Below are 16,553 nucleotides of genomic sequence, written 5' to 3' on the forward strand. Positions count from 1 at the left end.
ACTACCCACAACCCTGCGAGGCTCCTCGCACCAAGGAAGGAAACAATGATGTTCGGAATGAAGCGCACGCGGCGCGCAGGTGTCGCGACCGCTCTGGCCCTGGGTGTTGCCCTCGTCGCAGCCGGCTGCGCCGGTGGTGGCAGCGGCAGCCCGTCGGATGGCGGCGACGGTGGAGACGCCGGCGGCGATGTCTCGATCGTGATGCTGCCGAAGAACCTCGGTAACCCGTACTTCGACACCTCGACCGGTGGTGCGGAGGAAGCCGTCGCCGAGATCGGTGGCACGTTCGAAGAGGTCGGTCCGTCGGAGGCGTCGCCGACGTCGCAGGTGCAGTACATCCAGACCGCTGCTCAGCAGGGCGCGGGTGGACTCATCGTCTCGGCCAACGACCCGTCGGCGATCTGCGACGCGCTGGATGAAGCACGCAGCGCGGGCGTGAAGGTCGTCACGTTCGACTCGGACACGAACCCCGAGTGCCGTGACCTCTTCATCAACCAGGCGACGAGCGAGGGCATCGCGAAGATCCAGGTCGACCTGATCGCCGAGCAGATCGGTGGCGCGGGGCAGATCGCGATCCTCTCGGCGTCGGCGAATGCGACGAACCAGAACGCGTGGATCGAGCTGATGGAAGAGGAGCTCGCTGCATCGCACCCCGACATCGAGCTCGTCGAGGTCGCGTACGGCGACGACGACGACCAGACCTCGTTCGACAAGACCGCCGCGCTCCTGCAGACGTACCCCGAGCTGAAGGGCATCGTTTCGCCCACGACGGTCGGTATTGCTGCGGCAGCACGCTACCTGTCGACGTCGGAGTACAAGGGCACGGTCGCGCTGACCGGTCTCGGCACCCCGAACCAGATGCGTGAGTACGTCGAAGACGGTACCGTGACCGCGTTCGCGCTGTGGAACCCGGCAGACCTCGGCTACCTCGCCGCGTTCGCGACCGCCGCGCTGATCAATGGTGACATCACCGGCGCCGAGGGCGACACGTTCGAGGCAGGCAAGCTCGGCTCGTACGAGGTCGGCGCCGACGGCACCGTCCTCCTCGGAGACCCCTACGTCTTCGACGCGGAGAACATCGGAGACTTCGACTTCTAAGTCGGAGACTTCACGAGAGCCCCGATCGCACGGCTGCGGTCGGGGCTCTCGTTTCGTCTGCTGCGGGGCGTGCGCGCCTCGCCTACTTGATCGAGCCTCGTGTGACGCCCGAGATCACCCATCGCTGCGAGAAGATGTAGACGATGAGCAGGGGTGCCATCGCCATCAGGTACGACGCGAAGGCGACCGTGTAGTCGGTGTTGAACTGCCCCTGGAAGACGTACTGGGCGAGTGGCAGAGTCCGTGCCGACGGTTCCGTCAGGACGACGAGCGGCATGATGAAGTCGTTCCACGCCCACACGCACGTGAGGATGCCGACGGTCGCGTTCATCGGCATGAGGAGCGGGAATATCACCGAGCGGAACACACGCCATGTCGACGCTCCGTCGATACGGGCCGCCTCTTCGAGTTCGATGGGGATCGATCGGATGTAGGCGGTGTAGATGAAGATGTTCAGCGACAGGCCGTAGATCGTGTAGAGCAGGATCATGCCGACCTGGTTGTCCAGCCCGAGGATCGAGGTCTGCTTCACCAGCGGCAGCATGATGATCGGGAACGGAATGAACAGCGCTGCGAGCAGATAGAAGAAGACGCCCTTGAAGAACGGCCGGTGGATGTTGCGGGCCAGAGCGTAGGCGACGACCGAGCTCGTCAGCAGCGTGAACACGACCGAGCCCACGGTGATGAACGCCGTGTTCGCCAGGGCCTGTGGGAAGTCGGTCCGCGTCCACGCTTCTGCGAAGTTCTCCCAGCGGATCGGGTTGGGCAGCTCGAAGCCGGTCCCGGCGGTCAGTTGGTCGGGCGTCTTGAGGGCGACCACGACGGCGAGATAGAGCGGGATCAGCACGGTCAGCGAGCAGACGGCGATGAGCGCTGTCGCCCACCAGTTGGTCTTGCGGGTGTCGTCGTCACCCTCCTTGCGGCGACGGCGGCGTCGCACTGCGGTGGCAGCGAGCTCGTTCTCGAGCTGGGGGGCGGTGTTGGTCATGCTGGTCATCAGAAGTCGGCCTCTCTGCGCTGAAGGACCCGGAACTGGAAGAGGGAGACGATCGTGATCACGATGAAGAAGATCACGGCGTTGGCTGTCTGGTAGGCGAACTCGCCACCCGAGAATCCGCCGCGGAAGATGAGCAGTGTCACCGACTCGGTGGAGGTCCCCGGACCTCCGTTGGTGAGCGCGACGATCGGATCGAACACCTGCAGGAACCCTTTGAGGCTCAGCACGACGTTGATCGTGAAGAACGCCCCGATGAGCGGGAAGGTGATCGAGCGGAATGTGCGCCACGGGCTTGCGCCGTCCAGTGACGATGCCTCGTACAGCTCCGCGGGAATCGTCTGCAGTCCGGAGAGGTAGATGATGATCGCGAACGCGCACGACTGCCACACGGCGAGTGCGACGATCGCCGTCCATGCCCACGTCTCGTTGGTGAGGATGTTGTCGGCGAACAACGGCACGCCGGCGAGGATCTTCGGCAGCGAGTTCGAGAAGAAGAACTGGAACACGTACCCGATGACGAGGATCGCCAGGATGTAGGGCACGAAGTAGACACCGCGCCAGAAGTTGCGGGCCTTGATCTTCGCGTTGAGGCCCATGGCGATCGCGAGTGAGAAGGCGTTCGTCAGGATCGTCGCGACGATCGCGAAGAGGAAGGAGAACCCGTACGCCTGCAGGACGCGGTCGTCGCGGAACAGGTTGACGTAGTTCGACAGTCCGACGAAGTTCCACGCGCCGTAGCCCGCGTAGTTCGTGAAGCTGAAGAAGACGCCGACGATGACAGGCACGGTGTGGAATGCGGCGAAGGCGATGACGGCGGGCCAGACCATCCAGTAGTAGGCGGACGGCGCCCTTTTGGCTTCCGTGCGAATCCGCGGCGCCCGTTGGGGGACGGCCTTGCTCGGGGTGCTGCTTCGCACCGCCTGCGTGATGGTCATCGCTCTTCTCCTGTCGTAACCGGGATGGTGCGGGCGGCGACCTTGCGCCACTCGTTGTCGAGTGCCGCGAGGGCGGACTGCGTGTCGCCGTTGAAGAGGAACTCCTGGACGGTGGGAGTGAGGGGGATGCTGGGCGGCACCTGGTGGTCGATGAAGCCCGTGATGCGGCCCTCGTCGAAGTACGGCTTCACCGACTGCAGCGCGGGATCGTCGCTGAGCTCAGCGCCTTTGACGGAGGGCACCATGTTCTGGGACGCCGCGAACTTCTCGATGACATCCGGGCTGAAGGCGTAGTCGATGAAGCGCATGGCGGCCTCTTCCTTGGGGTTGTCTTTGCCCATCGTGAAGACGACGTCGACACCCGACACCAGCAGGCGATCGTCCGGATCGTCCGTCGTTGGGTACGGGAAGATCCCCATCTCGATATCGGGGTTGACCTGTGTGATGGGGTTGGTGGCCCAGATTCCCTGCAGGAGCATCGCCGCTTCGCCGTTCGCGAAGGCGGCGTTGCCGTCGTCGTACGTGCGGCCCCGGTACCCGTCCTGCATGTAGGAGAACAGTTCGTACTGCTGGTCCATCGCCTCGACGAAGTTCTTCTCGAACGACACCTCAGAGTCGGGGCCGACGTTCTCGCCCTCTTCGCGCATCTTGTCGAAGAAGTCGTCTTGCGCCGGGTACGCGCCGAGCGCGTTCCACGACGGCATCGCTGTCCAGGAGTCGGCCAGCGTTCCATAGAACGGGGTGATCCCGGCGTCGACGAGGGCGTCGCAGACGGCGATGAACTCGTCCCACGTCTCGGGGACTTCCAGGCCCTGCTCTTCGAACATCGCGGTGTTGTAGATGACGCCGTTGGCGTTGTTGACATAGCCGAGGCCGTTGACCTCATCGCCGTAGGTGCCGAGGTCGGCGAGGATGTCCTGAACCGCCGGATTTATGGTCTCCAGCACGGGATCGTCGCTGAAGTCGCGGAACACGCCGGCTTCGGCGAGGCGGCCGAAGTTGCCGTTGGCGTTCAGGGTGATGATGTCGGGCACGCGGTCCTTCACCAGGAGCGTGCGGATGAGGGTGTCGGCATCGGCGACTTGGTTCTGCACGATCCGGATGTCGGGGTTGTCGGCTTCGAAGTCGGCGATCATCTGATCGAAGTCTTCGAGCGCCTCACCCTTGAACTGGAAGAAGTTCAAGGTGGTGATGCCATTGCCGGAATCCGACGCGCACCCGCCCAGTGCGACGGTCACCCCCGCGACGGCGAGTACCGCCGAGATCCGTCTGATCGATTCTGCTCGTTTCGACATGTGCGCCTCCTTGCGCTGGTGGTGCGGGTTGTTCAGACCGCCGTCAACTCCACGACGGCGGCATGCTGGGGGTCCTGAACGGGGGGACGCAGCCCGACGACGGCGAGCTCGCGACCGGTGAGTACCGTCCGGTGCTGTGCCCATTCGAGGGCGGACTGCCCGGCCTCACGGCCGGAGCTCAGGAGCGACACGAGATAGCTGCGATCGAGATCGAGTCCCGGCAGCCGCACCCGCCCGGCGGGGTACGCGGCGGATGTCGAGATCTGCGTGATCGTGAACACGGCGGAAGCCGAGTCTGCCGAGACAACGCCGCGAACATCGATCGCGGCGTCCGAGACATCGCCGTGGACGACACGCCCGTTCGCGATGAGCGGTCGCAAGCGCTTGCTGAGCGCCACCCATCCGGCCACCTCGTCCCGCGATGCGTCGTCGATCGCGGTGAGGTCCCACTCGATGCCGAAGTGGCCGAAGAGCGCCACGGCGCCGCTGAGATCGAGGTCCACCGTGCGGCCGGACGAGTGCACCGTGGGGGTCGTGAGATGCATGCCCATCATTTCGGGCGGCACCACGATCCCGGTGTATCGCTGGTTGGCGAGGCGCTCGAGCGGGTCGAGGCTGTCGCTCGTCCAGATCCGGTCGGTGCGGTCCAGGATGCCGAGGTCTACACGTGCGCCGCCGGAGGCGCAGCTCTCGATCTCCAGCCCTGCGTGTGAGGACTTCAGCTCGTCGAGAAGTCGGTACAGCGCGAGCGTCTGGGCACGGACACGTGCCGAGCCGGCCGGGCCGCTCGCGGCATCCACGAGATCGCGATTGTGATCCCACTTGAGGTAGGCGATCGGGTACTCGTCGAGCAGGGCGTGCAGCCGATCGGCGATGTACGAGTAGGCATCCGGATGCGACAGGTCGAGAACCTGCTGCTGCCGGGCGGAAGGCGGGAGGCTCATGCGCCCCCGCAGAATCCAGTCGGGATGCGCCCGGGCGAGGTCGCTGTCGGGATTGATCATCTCCGGCTCGACCCAGAGGCCGAACTCCATGCCCAGCGCCGTGACAGTGTCGACGAGCGGATGGAGTCCGTCGGGCCACACATCCGCATCGACGAACCAGTCGCCGAGTCCCGCAGTGTCATCGCGACGACCACGGAACCATCCGTCGTCGAGGACGAACCTCTCGACGCCGACTGCCGCGGCAGCATCCGCCAATGCCGTGAGCTTCTCGAGGCGATGATCGAAGTACACGGCCTCCCACGTGTTGAGGGTCACGGGACGAGCGCGACGGGGATGCTGCGGTCGGCGGCGCCACTCGTCGTGGAAGCGGTGCGAGAGCTCGGAGAGCCCGTCGCCCCACGATCCGATGACCCACGGCGTCGTGTACGACCCGCCGGGCTCGAGGATCAGCTCACCCGCGGTGAGGAGCTCTCCGCCGAGGAGGAACGACTCGCCCGTGTTCACGCGCTCGGCGAGGACGCGGTGATTGCCGCTCCACGCGACGTGGATGCCGTGCACGATGCCGGTTTCGAAGCCGAAACCTTGGCGGCCGACCGCGAGCAGCAGGCTGGCGTCCGCGCCGGGTCGTCCGCGTCTGCTTTCTCGAAGATGGGTCCCGATCGTCAGCTCACGACGCTGCGGGTGCCGCTCCCGCAGGTGGTGGCCCGTCGTATCGAGCACTTCCGTGGAGTCCCATGGGGTGGGGAATGCCAGCCCGAGAGAGTTCACTGTGTACGCGGTGTCGCCGACATTGCGCAGCGTGGCCCGCTGGTGGAACAGGCCCGCCGCGCCGACGCGGAGTTCGAGCTGGAGGCGGAGCCCCACTTCGTCCTCGGAGAACGAGAGGAGTGCGTGGTCGTCATTGCTCTGAACACCCTCGAGCTCGAATCGCACACTGACGCCGTCGCCGCTGCGGTGCCCCTCGAGCCCAGGGGTGCCGAACCAGCCGTCCGCAGCTGTCGAGATCAGACCGAGGCGCGAAGTTCTGTCGAGGCCGCCTGAGACGCGCTGCGGGCGAGCGGCCACGCACAGTGACGCGAGCGCGGCGGGTGAGGCCGGTGCCAGCTCTTCGCCCCAGTGGACGATCGCGGCGGCCGTCAGATCGATGGCGACACTCGTTCCGCCGCGCCGCAGGTGCAGCACGTCGGAAGTGAGGACGGTCTCTGGTTCGGGTAGGGGCTCCACGTCGACACCCCGATCGCTCAGATGCATGAATTAGTTCTAGCACGGAAATAATTAAGACCGCAAGTAGTCTTCTGGCGACGATTCCGCCGGAGTGGATGAGGACTTCGTGCCAGAATGAAAGCAATACCTGCGGGGGTGCCGATGTTGACCGAGAGCGAATCCGCGCTCGCACGTGCGGTGCTGATCCATGGCCCGATCTCGCGGCGCTCCCTCACCTCACGTCTGGGTCTCTCGCCGGCCAGCTTGACCAGGCTGGCGAAGCCGTTCCTCGACCGCGGGATCCTCGTCGAGCAAGGGGAGACGCAGGACGGATCCGTCGGTCGGCCGACGAGGCCTTTGGACATCGCCCCGGATCTCGGTGTCTTCATCGGTGTGAAGCTGACCGGCGACCGCGTCTACGCGGCACTCACCGATGTCAGGGCCCGCCTGCTCGCGACGTCGGAAGCACCTATCGAGAAGCGCGATCCCGAAGCCGTCGTGGCCGCAGTGGAGAAGGCCATCGACTCCTTCGGCACTGCACGGCCCAACGGCATCGGCGTCAGTATCGGAGGGGTCGTCTCCGACGGCGTCGTCGAGTTCGCCCCCTTCCTCGGGTGGCAGGACGTGGACTTCGCCGCTGCCCTCTCGCAGCGCACCAACGCTCCCGTCACGGTGGAGAACGACCTCGTCGCGCTCGCCGAGGCGGAGCGATGGTTCGGGCTCGGGCGAGGAATCGATGGCTTCTCCGTGATCACCATCGGTGAAGGAATCGGCTATGCGCTCGTCGTCCACGGCGAGGTCGTCCGATCGCGGGAGGCCGGCGTGGGGCTCGGTGGTCATCTTCCACTGGCCGCGACAGGCCCCTTGTGTGCCGAGGGGCATCGCGGGTGCGCCCAGGCGCTGCTCACCTCCGGGTCGATCGCAGCGCAAGTGTCCGGTGCTCTGCAGCGACCCGTCGAGTACGACGAGGTGCTGAAGCTCGCGAGCGAGGGCAATCCCGCCGCACGCGCAGTGACGGGTGCCGCCGCGGATGCGCTCGGCCGATTCGTGGCGCTCGCCGCCAATCTCACGATGCAGCCCGCCGTGGTGCTCGCCGGCGACGGCGTCGCCCTGTTCGCGCTCGAAGAGTCTCGAGTGCGAGCGGCGATCGCCGCCGACCGCGATCCGCGCGCCGATCCGATCGCGATCTACGTTGACGACTCGAGCTTCACTGCCTGGGCGCGTGGGGCTGCGGCGGTCGCGATCCAGGCGGCCGTCGCCGGACTGACCCTCGATCCCTGACCACGCCGTTCTGATCAGCGAGGCAGGGTCCCGCTCGTCGACTGAACATCGTGCGTATATTCGAGTATCGATGTCGGAAGGGGTGTCTAGAGTTGGATCATGCATTCGAACGATCTCGTGGGGTTCACCGATGGTGACACGGCGATCCTGGCAGAGGTGGTTTCCGAGGTCGAGAAGACGCAGGCGGTCATCGCCGCTGCGCAGGCGGCCCAGACGCGGGCGCTGGCACGCGCGGGTGAGGTCGCTCGTCGGCAGGCAGCGCGGAGTCACGCGAGTGTCCGGGTGCATGACATGGCGTTGCGGGGGATCGCGGCGGAGGTCGCGGGAGTGCTGCGGGTGACCGACCGGTCGGTGCAACGCCAGATCGGTGATGCGACGACGCTGGTCGAGGATTATCCGCAGACATTGGACGCGTGGGAGGCGGGGGCGATCACGCGCGGCCACGTGCGGGTGATCGTGGAGGCGGGGGCACCGTTGCCGCCCGAGGCACGTCCGGGGTTCGAGGGGGAGGCGTTGCGGCGGTGCGAGGCCGAGACTCCCGGCCGGGTGCAGGGGGAGTTGCGGTTGTTGGCCGAGCGGCTGCACCCTCGCACCCTCGCCGAGCGTCATGTCGAGGCGCGGGAGACGCGGGGTGTGCGGGTGGTGCCGGTGGGGGATGGGATGTCCGACCTGTGCGCGACGGTCCCGTCACTGCTGGCGGATGCGATCTACGACCGCCTCACCCAGCAAGCGCGAAGCATCGTGGACGTGCGGGGGCAGGCCGCGGTCGACGCCCGCGCCGCGGCCGGTGGGAATGAGGATGCCGACGACACGGCCGCGATGTCGCGGCTCGAGCTCGTCGCGTCGGACAGGCGCACGATGGACCAACTGCGGGCGGATCTACTCACCGACATGCTCCTCACCTCCGCGCCCGGTGCTGATCCGACCCGCACCGACGACGGCCCCGGCACCCTCGGCGCGATCCGCGCGAAAGTGCAGGTCGTGGTGCCGGTGCTGACCCTCCTGGGTCGTGATGACGCACCTACGGATCTCGTCGGGCACGCCCCCATCGACCCCGCCACCGCCCGCGAACTCGCGGGGGCGACCCGGTCACCCCTGGAGCGGATCCTGACCCACCCGGTCACGGGGGCGGTGCTGCACGTCGACACGTATCAGCGGACCGCGGCGATCGACCGGTACCTCCGCGCCCGCGACCAGCACTGCCGGTTCCCCGGATGCCGGCTCCCCGCCATCCGATGCGAAGTGGATCACACGATCGACGCGGCCCACGGGGGTCCCACCGACGTCCGAAACCTCGCCCACTTGTGTCAACGACACCACAGCATGAAGCAATTCACCGCCTGGAAAGTCACACAACTCCCCGGCGGCATCCTGCACTGGACCTCACCCCTCGGCAAAGACACCCTCGACCACCCACCCTCACTCGGCGTCCACTTCCGACCCAGCGACGACCCCGCCGACACGGACAATCCACCACCGAACGAACCACCCCAAAGCGCCGCGCCCTTCTGACGGTGGTTTCCGCGTCGAACTCTCTGGTCTCTCACCGACGTCGCTGTGCCCTGACGTGCGCGGGATGATGCCCAGCCGCTGCGCGGTGCCGTCAGACCTGTTCGTCGTGCCCGGCCGATCGGGCTTCGAGATACGCGCACAGCTCGGCTGCGACGGAGAGCTCGGCGGCGAGCCCCTGGAGTTCGAAGCTCGAAAGGACGGTGGTGTCTTCGGAAGGTTCGAGGGTGACGCGCCACCGCGCCTCGCCCACCGACAACGGCTCCATATAGATCGACATCGTGGAACCCTTCAAGGGGACGATCACGAGACCCGTATCCGCGCCCTCCGAACCGTCCTGCACAACGACGTTGATGAGATCGCCGGCTTCGCGAGCGTTTCGGAAGTCGGCCAACCAGCCTTCTAGCGTGTCTCTGCTGCGAAAGACCATGGGCGCTCCCTCTGCTGAGATTGCGGGTGGGTTCGTCGATCCATTGTCCTCGATAGATCGACGAAGCAACGATGGATGAGCGAGGTGTGGCCCCTTAGATGCGGTCGAAGCCGTCGAAATCGGGGTCGTAGTGGTGGGCATCGGCGAGGTCCGACACGTCGTCGGCGTTGGCCCGCTCCGTCGGATAGAAGCGGTGCGCCTTCAGATCGGCGACGGCCTCCGAGAAGTTCGGCTCGTCGCCATCCCACTCGGTCGGGGCGGACAACACGTCATTGCCGACGCCGATGACGAGTTCAGCCTCGCCGACGGACCGCGACGACTCCACGACGATCGGGATGCGCACCGCCTCGGCATCGCCGAACTTCGCGACCGCGGCCGTCAGCGTCACGAGCGCATCGGCGACGTCAGCGGTCGTCAACACGGTCTGTCCTGCATAAGTCACACAACGCATGTCCCCATTCTCGCCAGAGCGTCTGTGTCGCTCGGGCCGCTTGCAGATCCTCCGCCGATGGGCTACTCGCCCCGGTTCGACGCGCCCGACCGCACCGGGACGAGTCCTCGCGCGGGATCGGTGAAGACCTCGCGATCCACACGAGGAGATCAATGTGACGACGTCGACCACACAGAGCTTCCTGTCGGAGTGCGGTCTGGGGCACCTGCCTCCCGCGATCCGCGACCGCGTCTCCCGCGGTATCCGTGACGAACTCGCCACGCGCGTCGGTCGTGCTCTCGCCCGCGAGCTGAACGACCAGCAGATCGCGCAGTTCCGGCAGCTCCACGATCGCGAGCGAGACGCGGTCGTGGCGTGGGTCCAGGAGAACCGACCGGGTTTCGCTGACGACCCGCTTCTCGACCGAATCGCCGCACGTTTCTCCGCCGACGCTCCTCGGCTGGTCGTGCTGGCCGAATACGCGGCCCGGACGTGGCTGCGTGAGCACTGCCCGGGTCGCCGCGAGGTCGTCCGCACCGAGATCGCCGCTCTCCGTGACGAGATCATGCGCGACCCCTCACGCTTCGTGCCGTCCGACGCCTCACCGAGCCGACCGAATGCCTACACGACGCCGCAGCGGGATCGGTGAACGAGGCGACAGGGAGAGGAGCCCCCATGTTCGACCGCACCCGCACCCCCGCCCCCGCTGATGGAGGCACAGACGTCACGACCGAGACAGGCCCGCAGGGCACGGTCGTGCAGCTCGCGAACCCGCCGAGGCGGCGCGCCCGCCTCGATCCGGGCCAGTCGCAGCTCCGCGCGCAGCAGGCGGCGGAACGTGCCATCTCCACGGGAGCTCTGGATGACGCCGGGATCGAGGCGACGATCGGCGAGCTGCCCTACGAGGCATCGCGGGCCGCTCAGGCGGAGGTCGAGAAGGCGGCCATCGCATCGGAGCGCGCCGAAGCGGAGGCCGCCGCCGCGACCGTCCTCGAAGCGGCTCGCCGCGGCGAGCACGTCGCTCCCGAGCCGCATGGGGCCGCGAAGACGGCGGCAGGGCTCGCCGCGGAGATGGCCCGCACCCGTGCGCACGCCGACCGTGCGCGGGCCGCGCACGACGCCGCGTCGCGTGTGCTCGAAGGGACGGAGCGCATGCCCGACGGCACGAAGCGCCCCGGGCTGCCGATCGCGCCGGGAACGGAGCGCTTCGGCTGGCACATCGTCGCGACGATCGTCGCAGGCGTCCTGCCGGTGCTGATCCCGCTCATCGTGGAGGGCTCGGCCGTCGCCGGCAATATGCGGGCCTACCTGCGCGCCGACGACTCGGACTGGATGCTGCCGCTCGTCATCGCGGTCATCAGCGTCGGCATCCTCACGATCGTGCCCTACCTGATCGGGATCACGATCAACAAGGTCGTCCACGGCAAGAGCTTGCCGATGTGGCACGGGATCGTCGCGGGAGGCGCGGCCCTCATGTGGATCGCCGTCGGTGTCACCCTCGCCGTCGTGCGCGTGAGCGTCGACCGCGCGGAGGCGATCCGGGTGGCGGAGGAGAACCGCCTGCGGTCGATCGAGAGCGCACAGGCCCTCGGCACGGCATCCGCGGATGTCCCCCCTATCGATCCGAACGCCGTCTTCGAGCCGATTCTGCCGACGATCTTCTGGATCGCCGTGTTCGTCGGCTTCGGTGTCGCGCTCGTCCTGTGGGAAGTGACCTTCTACAACCCCGCGCGCCTGCAGGAGTTGCGCACCCGCGCCGTCGTGCACGCGGCAGACGGTCGTGTCGTCGACCTCGTCGACCGCACGGCGCTCCTCGAGGGGTCGATCGAGCTGCAGCGCGTCGTCAACATGCAGAGCCTCCGCATGTGGGATGCCGAGCACGACGCGATCGATGCAGCAGCCGCGTGGGACGTCGCCGTTCACCACGGGGAACTGGCGTTGGCCGCGGCGGATCCGGCGGTGCCCCTCGCGATCGAGCGGCACAAGGCGACTCTCGCCGCGCGTCGCTCCGCGGACGCCGAGCGGCGCGCCGCGGACGCCGAGACGGCCGGGGGTGACGCGTGATGCGGTTCTTCGCATGGTTCTTCCGGGCGCGCTCCGACACCTTCCTGCGGTGCCGCCACTGCGAGGGTCGCGTCGCACCGTGCCCCCGCTGCCGCGGCGCCTGGCGCGGGTCGGCGTGCGCCTGCGGCATCGGCTTCCTGTGCGACGGATGCGGACGCCACTGGGCGTGACCTCCTCCGCACCCGACATGACCGGTCCCTCCAGCGGGATCGGTCATGTCCCTGAACACGGCGATTCGACGAAAGGACCCGCCATGCTTTCCACGTCCCGCTCCTCCCGTCTCGCGCTTCTCGTCGCGGCGCTCGCCGTGGCGGCTCCCGCCGTCGCGGCGTGCGCGCCTGCGGCATCCGAGGCCTCGATGACCGACGACATCGGAGTGGTCCTCGCCCCGACGATGGGGGGATCGGCGCTCGCGCCTGCCGACCTCGACGTCGCCCTCGACCTCCTGGATGAGGAAGGCGATCACCTCATCGCCGTCGTGGCGGACGGTGAACCGTCCGTCGTCGTCGACATCACGCTCCCCGAACTGCCCGGCAACGGCAAGGAGCGTGAGGCGTGGCTCGCGCAGTTCCGCTCCGATGCGCGCACCGCGCTCCTCGAGAAGCGCGCATCCGAGCCCGAGGTCGACCTCACCGAAGCGATCGCGCTCACGGCGTCCGCCTTCCGGGCCGACACCCGGCGCACCCTCGTCGTCTACTCGTCGGGTCTGTCGACCGCGGGCGCGCTCAGCATGCTCGACGGACGCCTCTATGCCGAGCCGTCCGATCTCGTCGCGCACGCTGCGCAGAGCGGCATCCCCCGACTCGACGCCGTCTCGGTGCGGATGCCCACGCTGGGGGTCGTGACGGATCCGCAGCCGGCGCTGTCGACGAGCGCCCGGCAGGCTCTCGTCGACATCTGGACGACGTACTTCCGCACGGCGCAGGCGACCGACGTGCGCCTCGAGTCGACGAGCCTTCTGGCCCGTCCGTTCGACGGCGAGGCGCTCCCTCTCGTGACTCCGGTCGCCGTCGAGCGGCCGCAGCCTCTCGCGGCAGCCGACTGCCGCCAGTTGCTCGGCGACGCATCCGTCGGGTTCGCGGCCGGCAGCGCCGAGCTCGTGGATCCGGACGCTGCACGCGCGCTCGTCGCGGGCGTCGTCGACCGCCTGTCGGCCTGCCCGGGGGTCTACCGCGTGGAAGGGTCGGCGAGCTCCGAAGGCCTCGCCGACACGAACCAGGCGCTTTCGGCCGATCGCGCGCACGCCGTCGCGGCACTCCTCGCCGCCGAGAGCGGCACCCCTCTTTCCGAGATGAATGTCACCGGCTGGGGAACGACGTGGCCGTGCCGTGTTCCGGACATGGATGCCGCGGGAGCGCTCATCCTGTCGGCGGCGATCGCCAACCGCACGGTCGTCGTCAGCAAGGGCGAGCCGTCGGCATCCCCGTCGTGCTGAGAGCGGGATCGGTGAAAGTCACAGACACACAGCGAAAGGAGCCAGAGATGGCACGCACCGTCACGATCGGGTCTACGGGGTACGAGGCGGTCTGCCCCGTGCCGCGCGAAGGCATCGGGTTCTGGGAAGCCATGGCGCTGACCGTCCGCGGCTGGATCGACGCCCGCGCCAACCGGGGCGTCCCCGATGGTGCGCACACCCACTCGCTGCACCGCCTGCAGTCCGCACACCGTCGCCGCGAAGCGGAAGCCGTGCGTCGGATCGACGAGGCGCTGTCGGCGGTGGATCGCGCACTCGCGCCGCTCGAGGTCGTCCTCGCCGCGTCACCGGGCGTCGTTCCGGAGATCCCGACCAGCGCGGACCTCGCCCGACTCGACGACGCCGAACGCGCCCAGTGGGCAGCGCGCGTCCGGTCGGGGCACGCGGCCCACGCGCAGGCCCGCGCCGACGAATCCCGGCGCGCGGCAGCCGAGGTCGAGGCGGCCGTCCTCCGGTCCGTCCGCGAGGCGCTCGCCGTGGAGGGGCGCGATGTCCTCCGGCAGTGGCGCGAGGCCTACGCCATGCGCGCCGCCCGGTACACACGTGCACGCTTCGGGCGTCGCGGCGCGGCGCTCGGAGAGGCGCCCGAGGTCGCCGCCTACCTCTCCCACGAAGCTCCCACGGTGAACAGGAGGGCGGCATGACGCCGGCGACATCGACGGCCGTGTCCGTGCTCGAAGCGGATGCGCTCGTCCGGGAGCGGGCACCCCATCTCCGGGCAGCGGAGGCTGAACGTTCCCTCGTGCGCACGATCGCGGAGTGGCCCGCCGGTGCAGGAGTGGACGTGGTTCTGCGCGCGGATCAGCGCAGCGGGCGCGTCCGGCTCACGGCGGCTCCCTTCGGCCCCGTCCCCGCGACATGGGACCGCGACGTGGCGCGTGCGTGGGAGCCGGTCGTCGCCGCCACGCGCCGCACGCGGAGCGTGCCCTCCCTCGGAGGCTCCCCGCGAGCGGCCGAGCTCGTGCGGGATCCCGCGCGATCACGCCGTTCGATCGAGGAGCCGCTCTTCCGCGACGTCGTCTTCCCGCTCGGTGCGGCGGCCGTGGCATGGCCGCTGCCCGCACGGGAGCCCGCCGCCGAAGCACTGACGGCAGTGTCGGGCATGCCGGGCGGCTTCGTGCGCACACTCATCGCCGCACCGACGCCGATCGAGCACGCCATGCTCCTCGATGAGCTGCGCGAGACGTGGGATCGTACGGCGCACCCCGACCTCGATGCCTACCTCGGCACGCCGGTCAGGCTGCGCACGATCGTCGGCGTGCGCGGGGGCGGCGGGCTCGCGCCCCTCCGTGGGGCGGTGCGTTCGTGGGGGACGGCACTCCTCCTGAGGGATCTCGACGGCGACGAATGGACCGCGATCGATTCCGCGCCGGGAGAGGCGCTCGCGGGACACATCCGACCGCAGGGCTGGGCACTCGCGGCGCTTCGCCTCCCCGCGACGGAACGGGGGGATGCCGGGATGGCGTCTCGCCCTCGTGCCATCGCCGAGCGTCCCATCGATCCCGTGCGGGGGACGGTGTCCGACGGGGTCGCACTCGGAACCGCGCGGACGGCCGCGGGACGCCGCGTCCGTGTCCTCGTCGAGCCGGCCGATCTGTGTCGGCACCTCTTCGTGAGCGGCCAGAGCGGCTCGGGCAAGACGACGTTCCTGACGTCCCTCGTCGCCGACCTGTCCCGCGCGGGGGTCGGCTTCACGCTCCTCGAGCATCACGGGTCGGGGGTGGATGCCGCGCTCGGGGCGCTCGCTCCCGCGTCGGCCGAGCGAGCCGTCGTGGTGCGGCACGGGCGCCCGGACGGCGCCGTGCTCAACCTCTTCGACGAGAGCGACCCGGATCGGCGCGAGCAACTCGTGTCGGAGTTCGTCGATCTCATCCAGCAGATCTTCGACCGTCACGGGCAGGGCATCGTCGGCCCTCGATGGCGCCGCTGGTTCACGCTGCTGTGCGACGGCGTCTCGACAGCCTTCGGGTCCGAGGCGACCCTCCTCCATGTGCTGTCGATCGCGTCGGATCCCGAGCGCGTCGGACGACTCGCGAACGCCGTCGCAGAGACGGATCCCGATCTCGCTCGTCGCCTGCGACGTGAGATCGCCGACCTCCGCGGCGATGAGGCGGTCACGCTGCCCGCGTGGGCGATCTCGAAGCTGCAGCCGCTCATCGGGCAGCGCGCGATGCGCGGCATCGTCGGGCATGCGCAGGACTCGGTCGACGTCACTCGCCTGATCGACCGGGGCGGGTCGCTGCTCGTGGATCTCGGCGCGCCGACGCTCGGGTCGGGCTCGGCGCGCATGCTGGGAGCCCTCTGGCTGCTCAAGCACTGGGTCGCCATGGGCCGCCGCACGCGCCGGGACCGGCCGCACATCGTCATCGTCGACGAAGCGCACCTCCTGACCTTCGGGGCATTGCCTGCGCTTCTTGCCGAGGCGCGCAAGTTCGGGATGGGAGTCGTCATCGCCACCCAGAGCATGACGGGCCTCGCCCCCGAGCTGCAGTCGGGCATCGAGGCCAACGTGGGCAGCCACATCTCGTTCCGGCTCGGGCTGCACACGGCCCCGGCGTCGTCGGTGCGCCTGGACGGCTGGCCCGTCGACGAGCTCGTCCGACTGCCCGACCTGCGCGCCGCGGCGACACTCATCCGCCGCGGCGTCCCGACGGAGCCGTTCCTGCTCACCGTCCGACGACCGGAAGTCGACGCCGCGGCTCGCGCGCAAGCCGCGGACATCGATCGGCGATGCGCCGATCTCTGGCGGCGACGCCACTCGGGGCCGCCCGTGACCGACCGCGATGTCGATGCGGCGCTCGCGGCACCGTCGCCGCCGTCCTTGCCGAACGTCGACGAGTGGCTCGCGCACGGGCCGGGGCGCCCGATCCGCCGGCGAGCGTGAGGCGGGCCG

General features: G+C 68.7%; 14 protein-coding genes. 8 read left to right on the top strand and 6 right to left on the bottom strand.

The features are described from left to right. Positions 1–48: 48 nt before the first annotated feature. On the top strand, positions 49–1,098 hold the full coding sequence (gene rhaS / locus FBY39_RS05595; RefSeq protein WP_141933925.1) for a rhamnose ABC transporter substrate-binding protein: 1,050 nt from the start codon (positions 49–51) through the stop codon (positions 1,096–1,098). Positions 1,099–1,180: 82 nt separating this feature from the next. Here rhaS and FBY39_RS05600 read toward each other — a convergent pair whose 3' ends face one another. The 4 genes from FBY39_RS05600 to FBY39_RS05615 are packed head-to-tail and all read right to left on the bottom strand — an operon-like array spanning position 1,181 to position 6,520. Continuing rightward, the gene (locus FBY39_RS05600; protein ID WP_141930902.1) at positions 1,181–2,095 is read right to left on the bottom strand and encodes a carbohydrate ABC transporter permease; all 915 of its coding nucleotides are present in this window, start codon (positions 2,093–2,095) and stop codon (positions 1,181–1,183) included. Next, positions 2,095–3,030, bottom strand: coding sequence for a carbohydrate ABC transporter permease (locus FBY39_RS05605; protein WP_141930904.1), 936 nt, complete (start codon positions 3,028–3,030; stop codon positions 2,095–2,097). The genes FBY39_RS05600 and FBY39_RS05605 overlap by 1 nt, the downstream gene beginning before the upstream one ends. Continuing rightward, positions 3,027–4,325, bottom strand: coding sequence for an ABC transporter substrate-binding protein (locus FBY39_RS05610; RefSeq protein ID WP_141930906.1), 1,299 nt, complete (start codon positions 4,323–4,325; stop codon positions 3,027–3,029). Before FBY39_RS05610 ends, FBY39_RS05605 begins: the two co-directional genes overlap by 4 nt. 32 nt (positions 4,326–4,357) lie before the next feature. Then, on the bottom strand, positions 4,358–6,520 hold the full coding sequence (locus tag FBY39_RS05615) for an alpha-galactosidase (RefSeq protein WP_141930908.1): 2,163 nt from the start codon (positions 6,518–6,520) through the stop codon (positions 4,358–4,360). Between the two features lie 216 nt (positions 6,521–6,736). Here FBY39_RS05615 and FBY39_RS05620 point away from each other — a divergent pair, with 216 nt between their 5' ends. Then, a complete protein-coding gene (locus tag FBY39_RS05620) occupies positions 6,737–7,753 on the top strand; it encodes an ROK family protein (protein WP_260837458.1) in 1,017 nt (338 codons plus the stop codon). 99 nt (positions 7,754–7,852) lie between these two features. Then, entirely contained in the window at positions 7,853–9,265 is a 1,413-nt protein-coding gene (locus tag FBY39_RS05625) for an HNH endonuclease signature motif containing protein (RefSeq protein ID WP_141930914.1), read from the top strand. 91 nt (positions 9,266–9,356) lie between these two features. On the opposite strand, the gene FBY39_RS05630 is transcribed toward FBY39_RS05625, so the two are convergent. Both FBY39_RS05630 and FBY39_RS05635 read right to left on the bottom strand, forming a co-directional pair. Beyond that, positions 9,357–9,656 (bottom strand): hypothetical protein, encoded by a 300-nt coding sequence (locus tag FBY39_RS05630; protein WP_260837459.1) that lies wholly within the window; start codon positions 9,654–9,656, stop codon positions 9,357–9,359. A gap of 130 nt (positions 9,657–9,786) precedes the next feature. Next, on the bottom strand, positions 9,787–10,143 hold the full coding sequence (locus tag FBY39_RS05635; protein WP_141930916.1) for a hypothetical protein: 357 nt from the start codon (positions 10,141–10,143) through the stop codon (positions 9,787–9,789). A 154-nt stretch (positions 10,144–10,297) separates the two neighbouring features. Here FBY39_RS05635 and FBY39_RS05640 point away from each other — a divergent pair, with 154 nt between their 5' ends. From FBY39_RS05640 to FBY39_RS05655, 5 genes are all read left to right on the top strand, one after another. Continuing rightward, a complete protein-coding gene (locus FBY39_RS05640) occupies positions 10,298–10,771 on the top strand; it encodes a DUF5663 domain-containing protein (protein ID WP_141930917.1) in 474 nt (157 codons plus the stop codon). Positions 10,772–10,797: 26 nt separating this feature from the next. After that, complete coding sequence (locus FBY39_RS16375) at positions 10,798–12,186, top strand: hypothetical protein (RefSeq protein WP_160132955.1); 1,389 nt, start codon at positions 10,798–10,800, stop codon at positions 12,184–12,186. A 253-nt stretch (positions 12,187–12,439) separates the two neighbouring features. Continuing rightward, on the top strand, positions 12,440–13,621 hold the full coding sequence (locus FBY39_RS05645; RefSeq protein WP_160132957.1) for an OmpA family protein: 1,182 nt from the start codon (positions 12,440–12,442) through the stop codon (positions 13,619–13,621). Between the two features lie 47 nt (positions 13,622–13,668). Further along, a complete protein-coding gene (locus tag FBY39_RS05650) occupies positions 13,669–14,304 on the top strand; it encodes a hypothetical protein (protein ID WP_141930922.1) in 636 nt (211 codons plus the stop codon). Next, entirely contained in the window at positions 14,301–16,544 is a 2,244-nt protein-coding gene (locus tag FBY39_RS05655) for an ATP-binding protein (RefSeq protein ID WP_141930924.1), read from the top strand. Before FBY39_RS05650 ends, FBY39_RS05655 begins: the two co-directional genes overlap by 4 nt. Positions 16,545–16,553: the final 9 nt, after the last annotated feature.

This window comes from Microbacterium sp. SLBN-146, assembly GCF_006715145.1.
Lineage (GTDB): Bacteria > Actinomycetota > Actinomycetes > Actinomycetales > Microbacteriaceae > Microbacterium.

Excerpts from the sequence above, each read along its gene's own strand:
- rhaS (WP_141933925.1), top strand. The coding sequence starts at position 49 with ATGTTCGGAATGAAGCGCACGCGGCGCGCAGGTGTCGCGACCGCTCTG.
- FBY39_RS05600 (WP_141930902.1), bottom strand. The coding sequence starts at position 2,095 with ATGACCAGCATGACCAACACCGCCCCCCAGCTCGAGAACGAGCTCGCT.
- FBY39_RS05605 (WP_141930904.1), bottom strand. The coding sequence starts at position 3,030 with ATGACCATCACGCAGGCGGTGCGAAGCAGCACCCCGAGCAAGGCCGTC.
- FBY39_RS05610 (WP_141930906.1), bottom strand. The coding sequence starts at position 4,325 with ATGTCGAAACGAGCAGAATCGATCAGACGGATCTCGGCGGTACTCGCC.
- FBY39_RS05615 (WP_141930908.1), bottom strand. The coding sequence starts at position 6,520 with ATGCATCTGAGCGATCGGGGTGTCGACGTGGAGCCCCTACCCGAACCA.
- FBY39_RS05625 (WP_141930914.1), top strand. The coding sequence starts at position 7,853 with ATGCATTCGAACGATCTCGTGGGGTTCACCGATGGTGACACGGCGATC.
- FBY39_RS05635 (WP_141930916.1), bottom strand. The coding sequence starts at position 10,143 with ATGCGTTGTGTGACTTATGCAGGACAGACCGTGTTGACGACCGCTGAC.
- FBY39_RS16375 (WP_160132955.1), top strand. The coding sequence starts at position 10,798 with ATGTTCGACCGCACCCGCACCCCCGCCCCCGCTGATGGAGGCACAGAC.
- FBY39_RS05645 (WP_160132957.1), top strand. The coding sequence starts at position 12,440 with ATGCTTTCCACGTCCCGCTCCTCCCGTCTCGCGCTTCTCGTCGCGGCG.
- FBY39_RS05650 (WP_141930922.1), top strand. The coding sequence starts at position 13,669 with ATGGCACGCACCGTCACGATCGGGTCTACGGGGTACGAGGCGGTCTGC.
- FBY39_RS05655 (WP_141930924.1), top strand. The coding sequence starts at position 14,301 with ATGACGCCGGCGACATCGACGGCCGTGTCCGTGCTCGAAGCGGATGCG.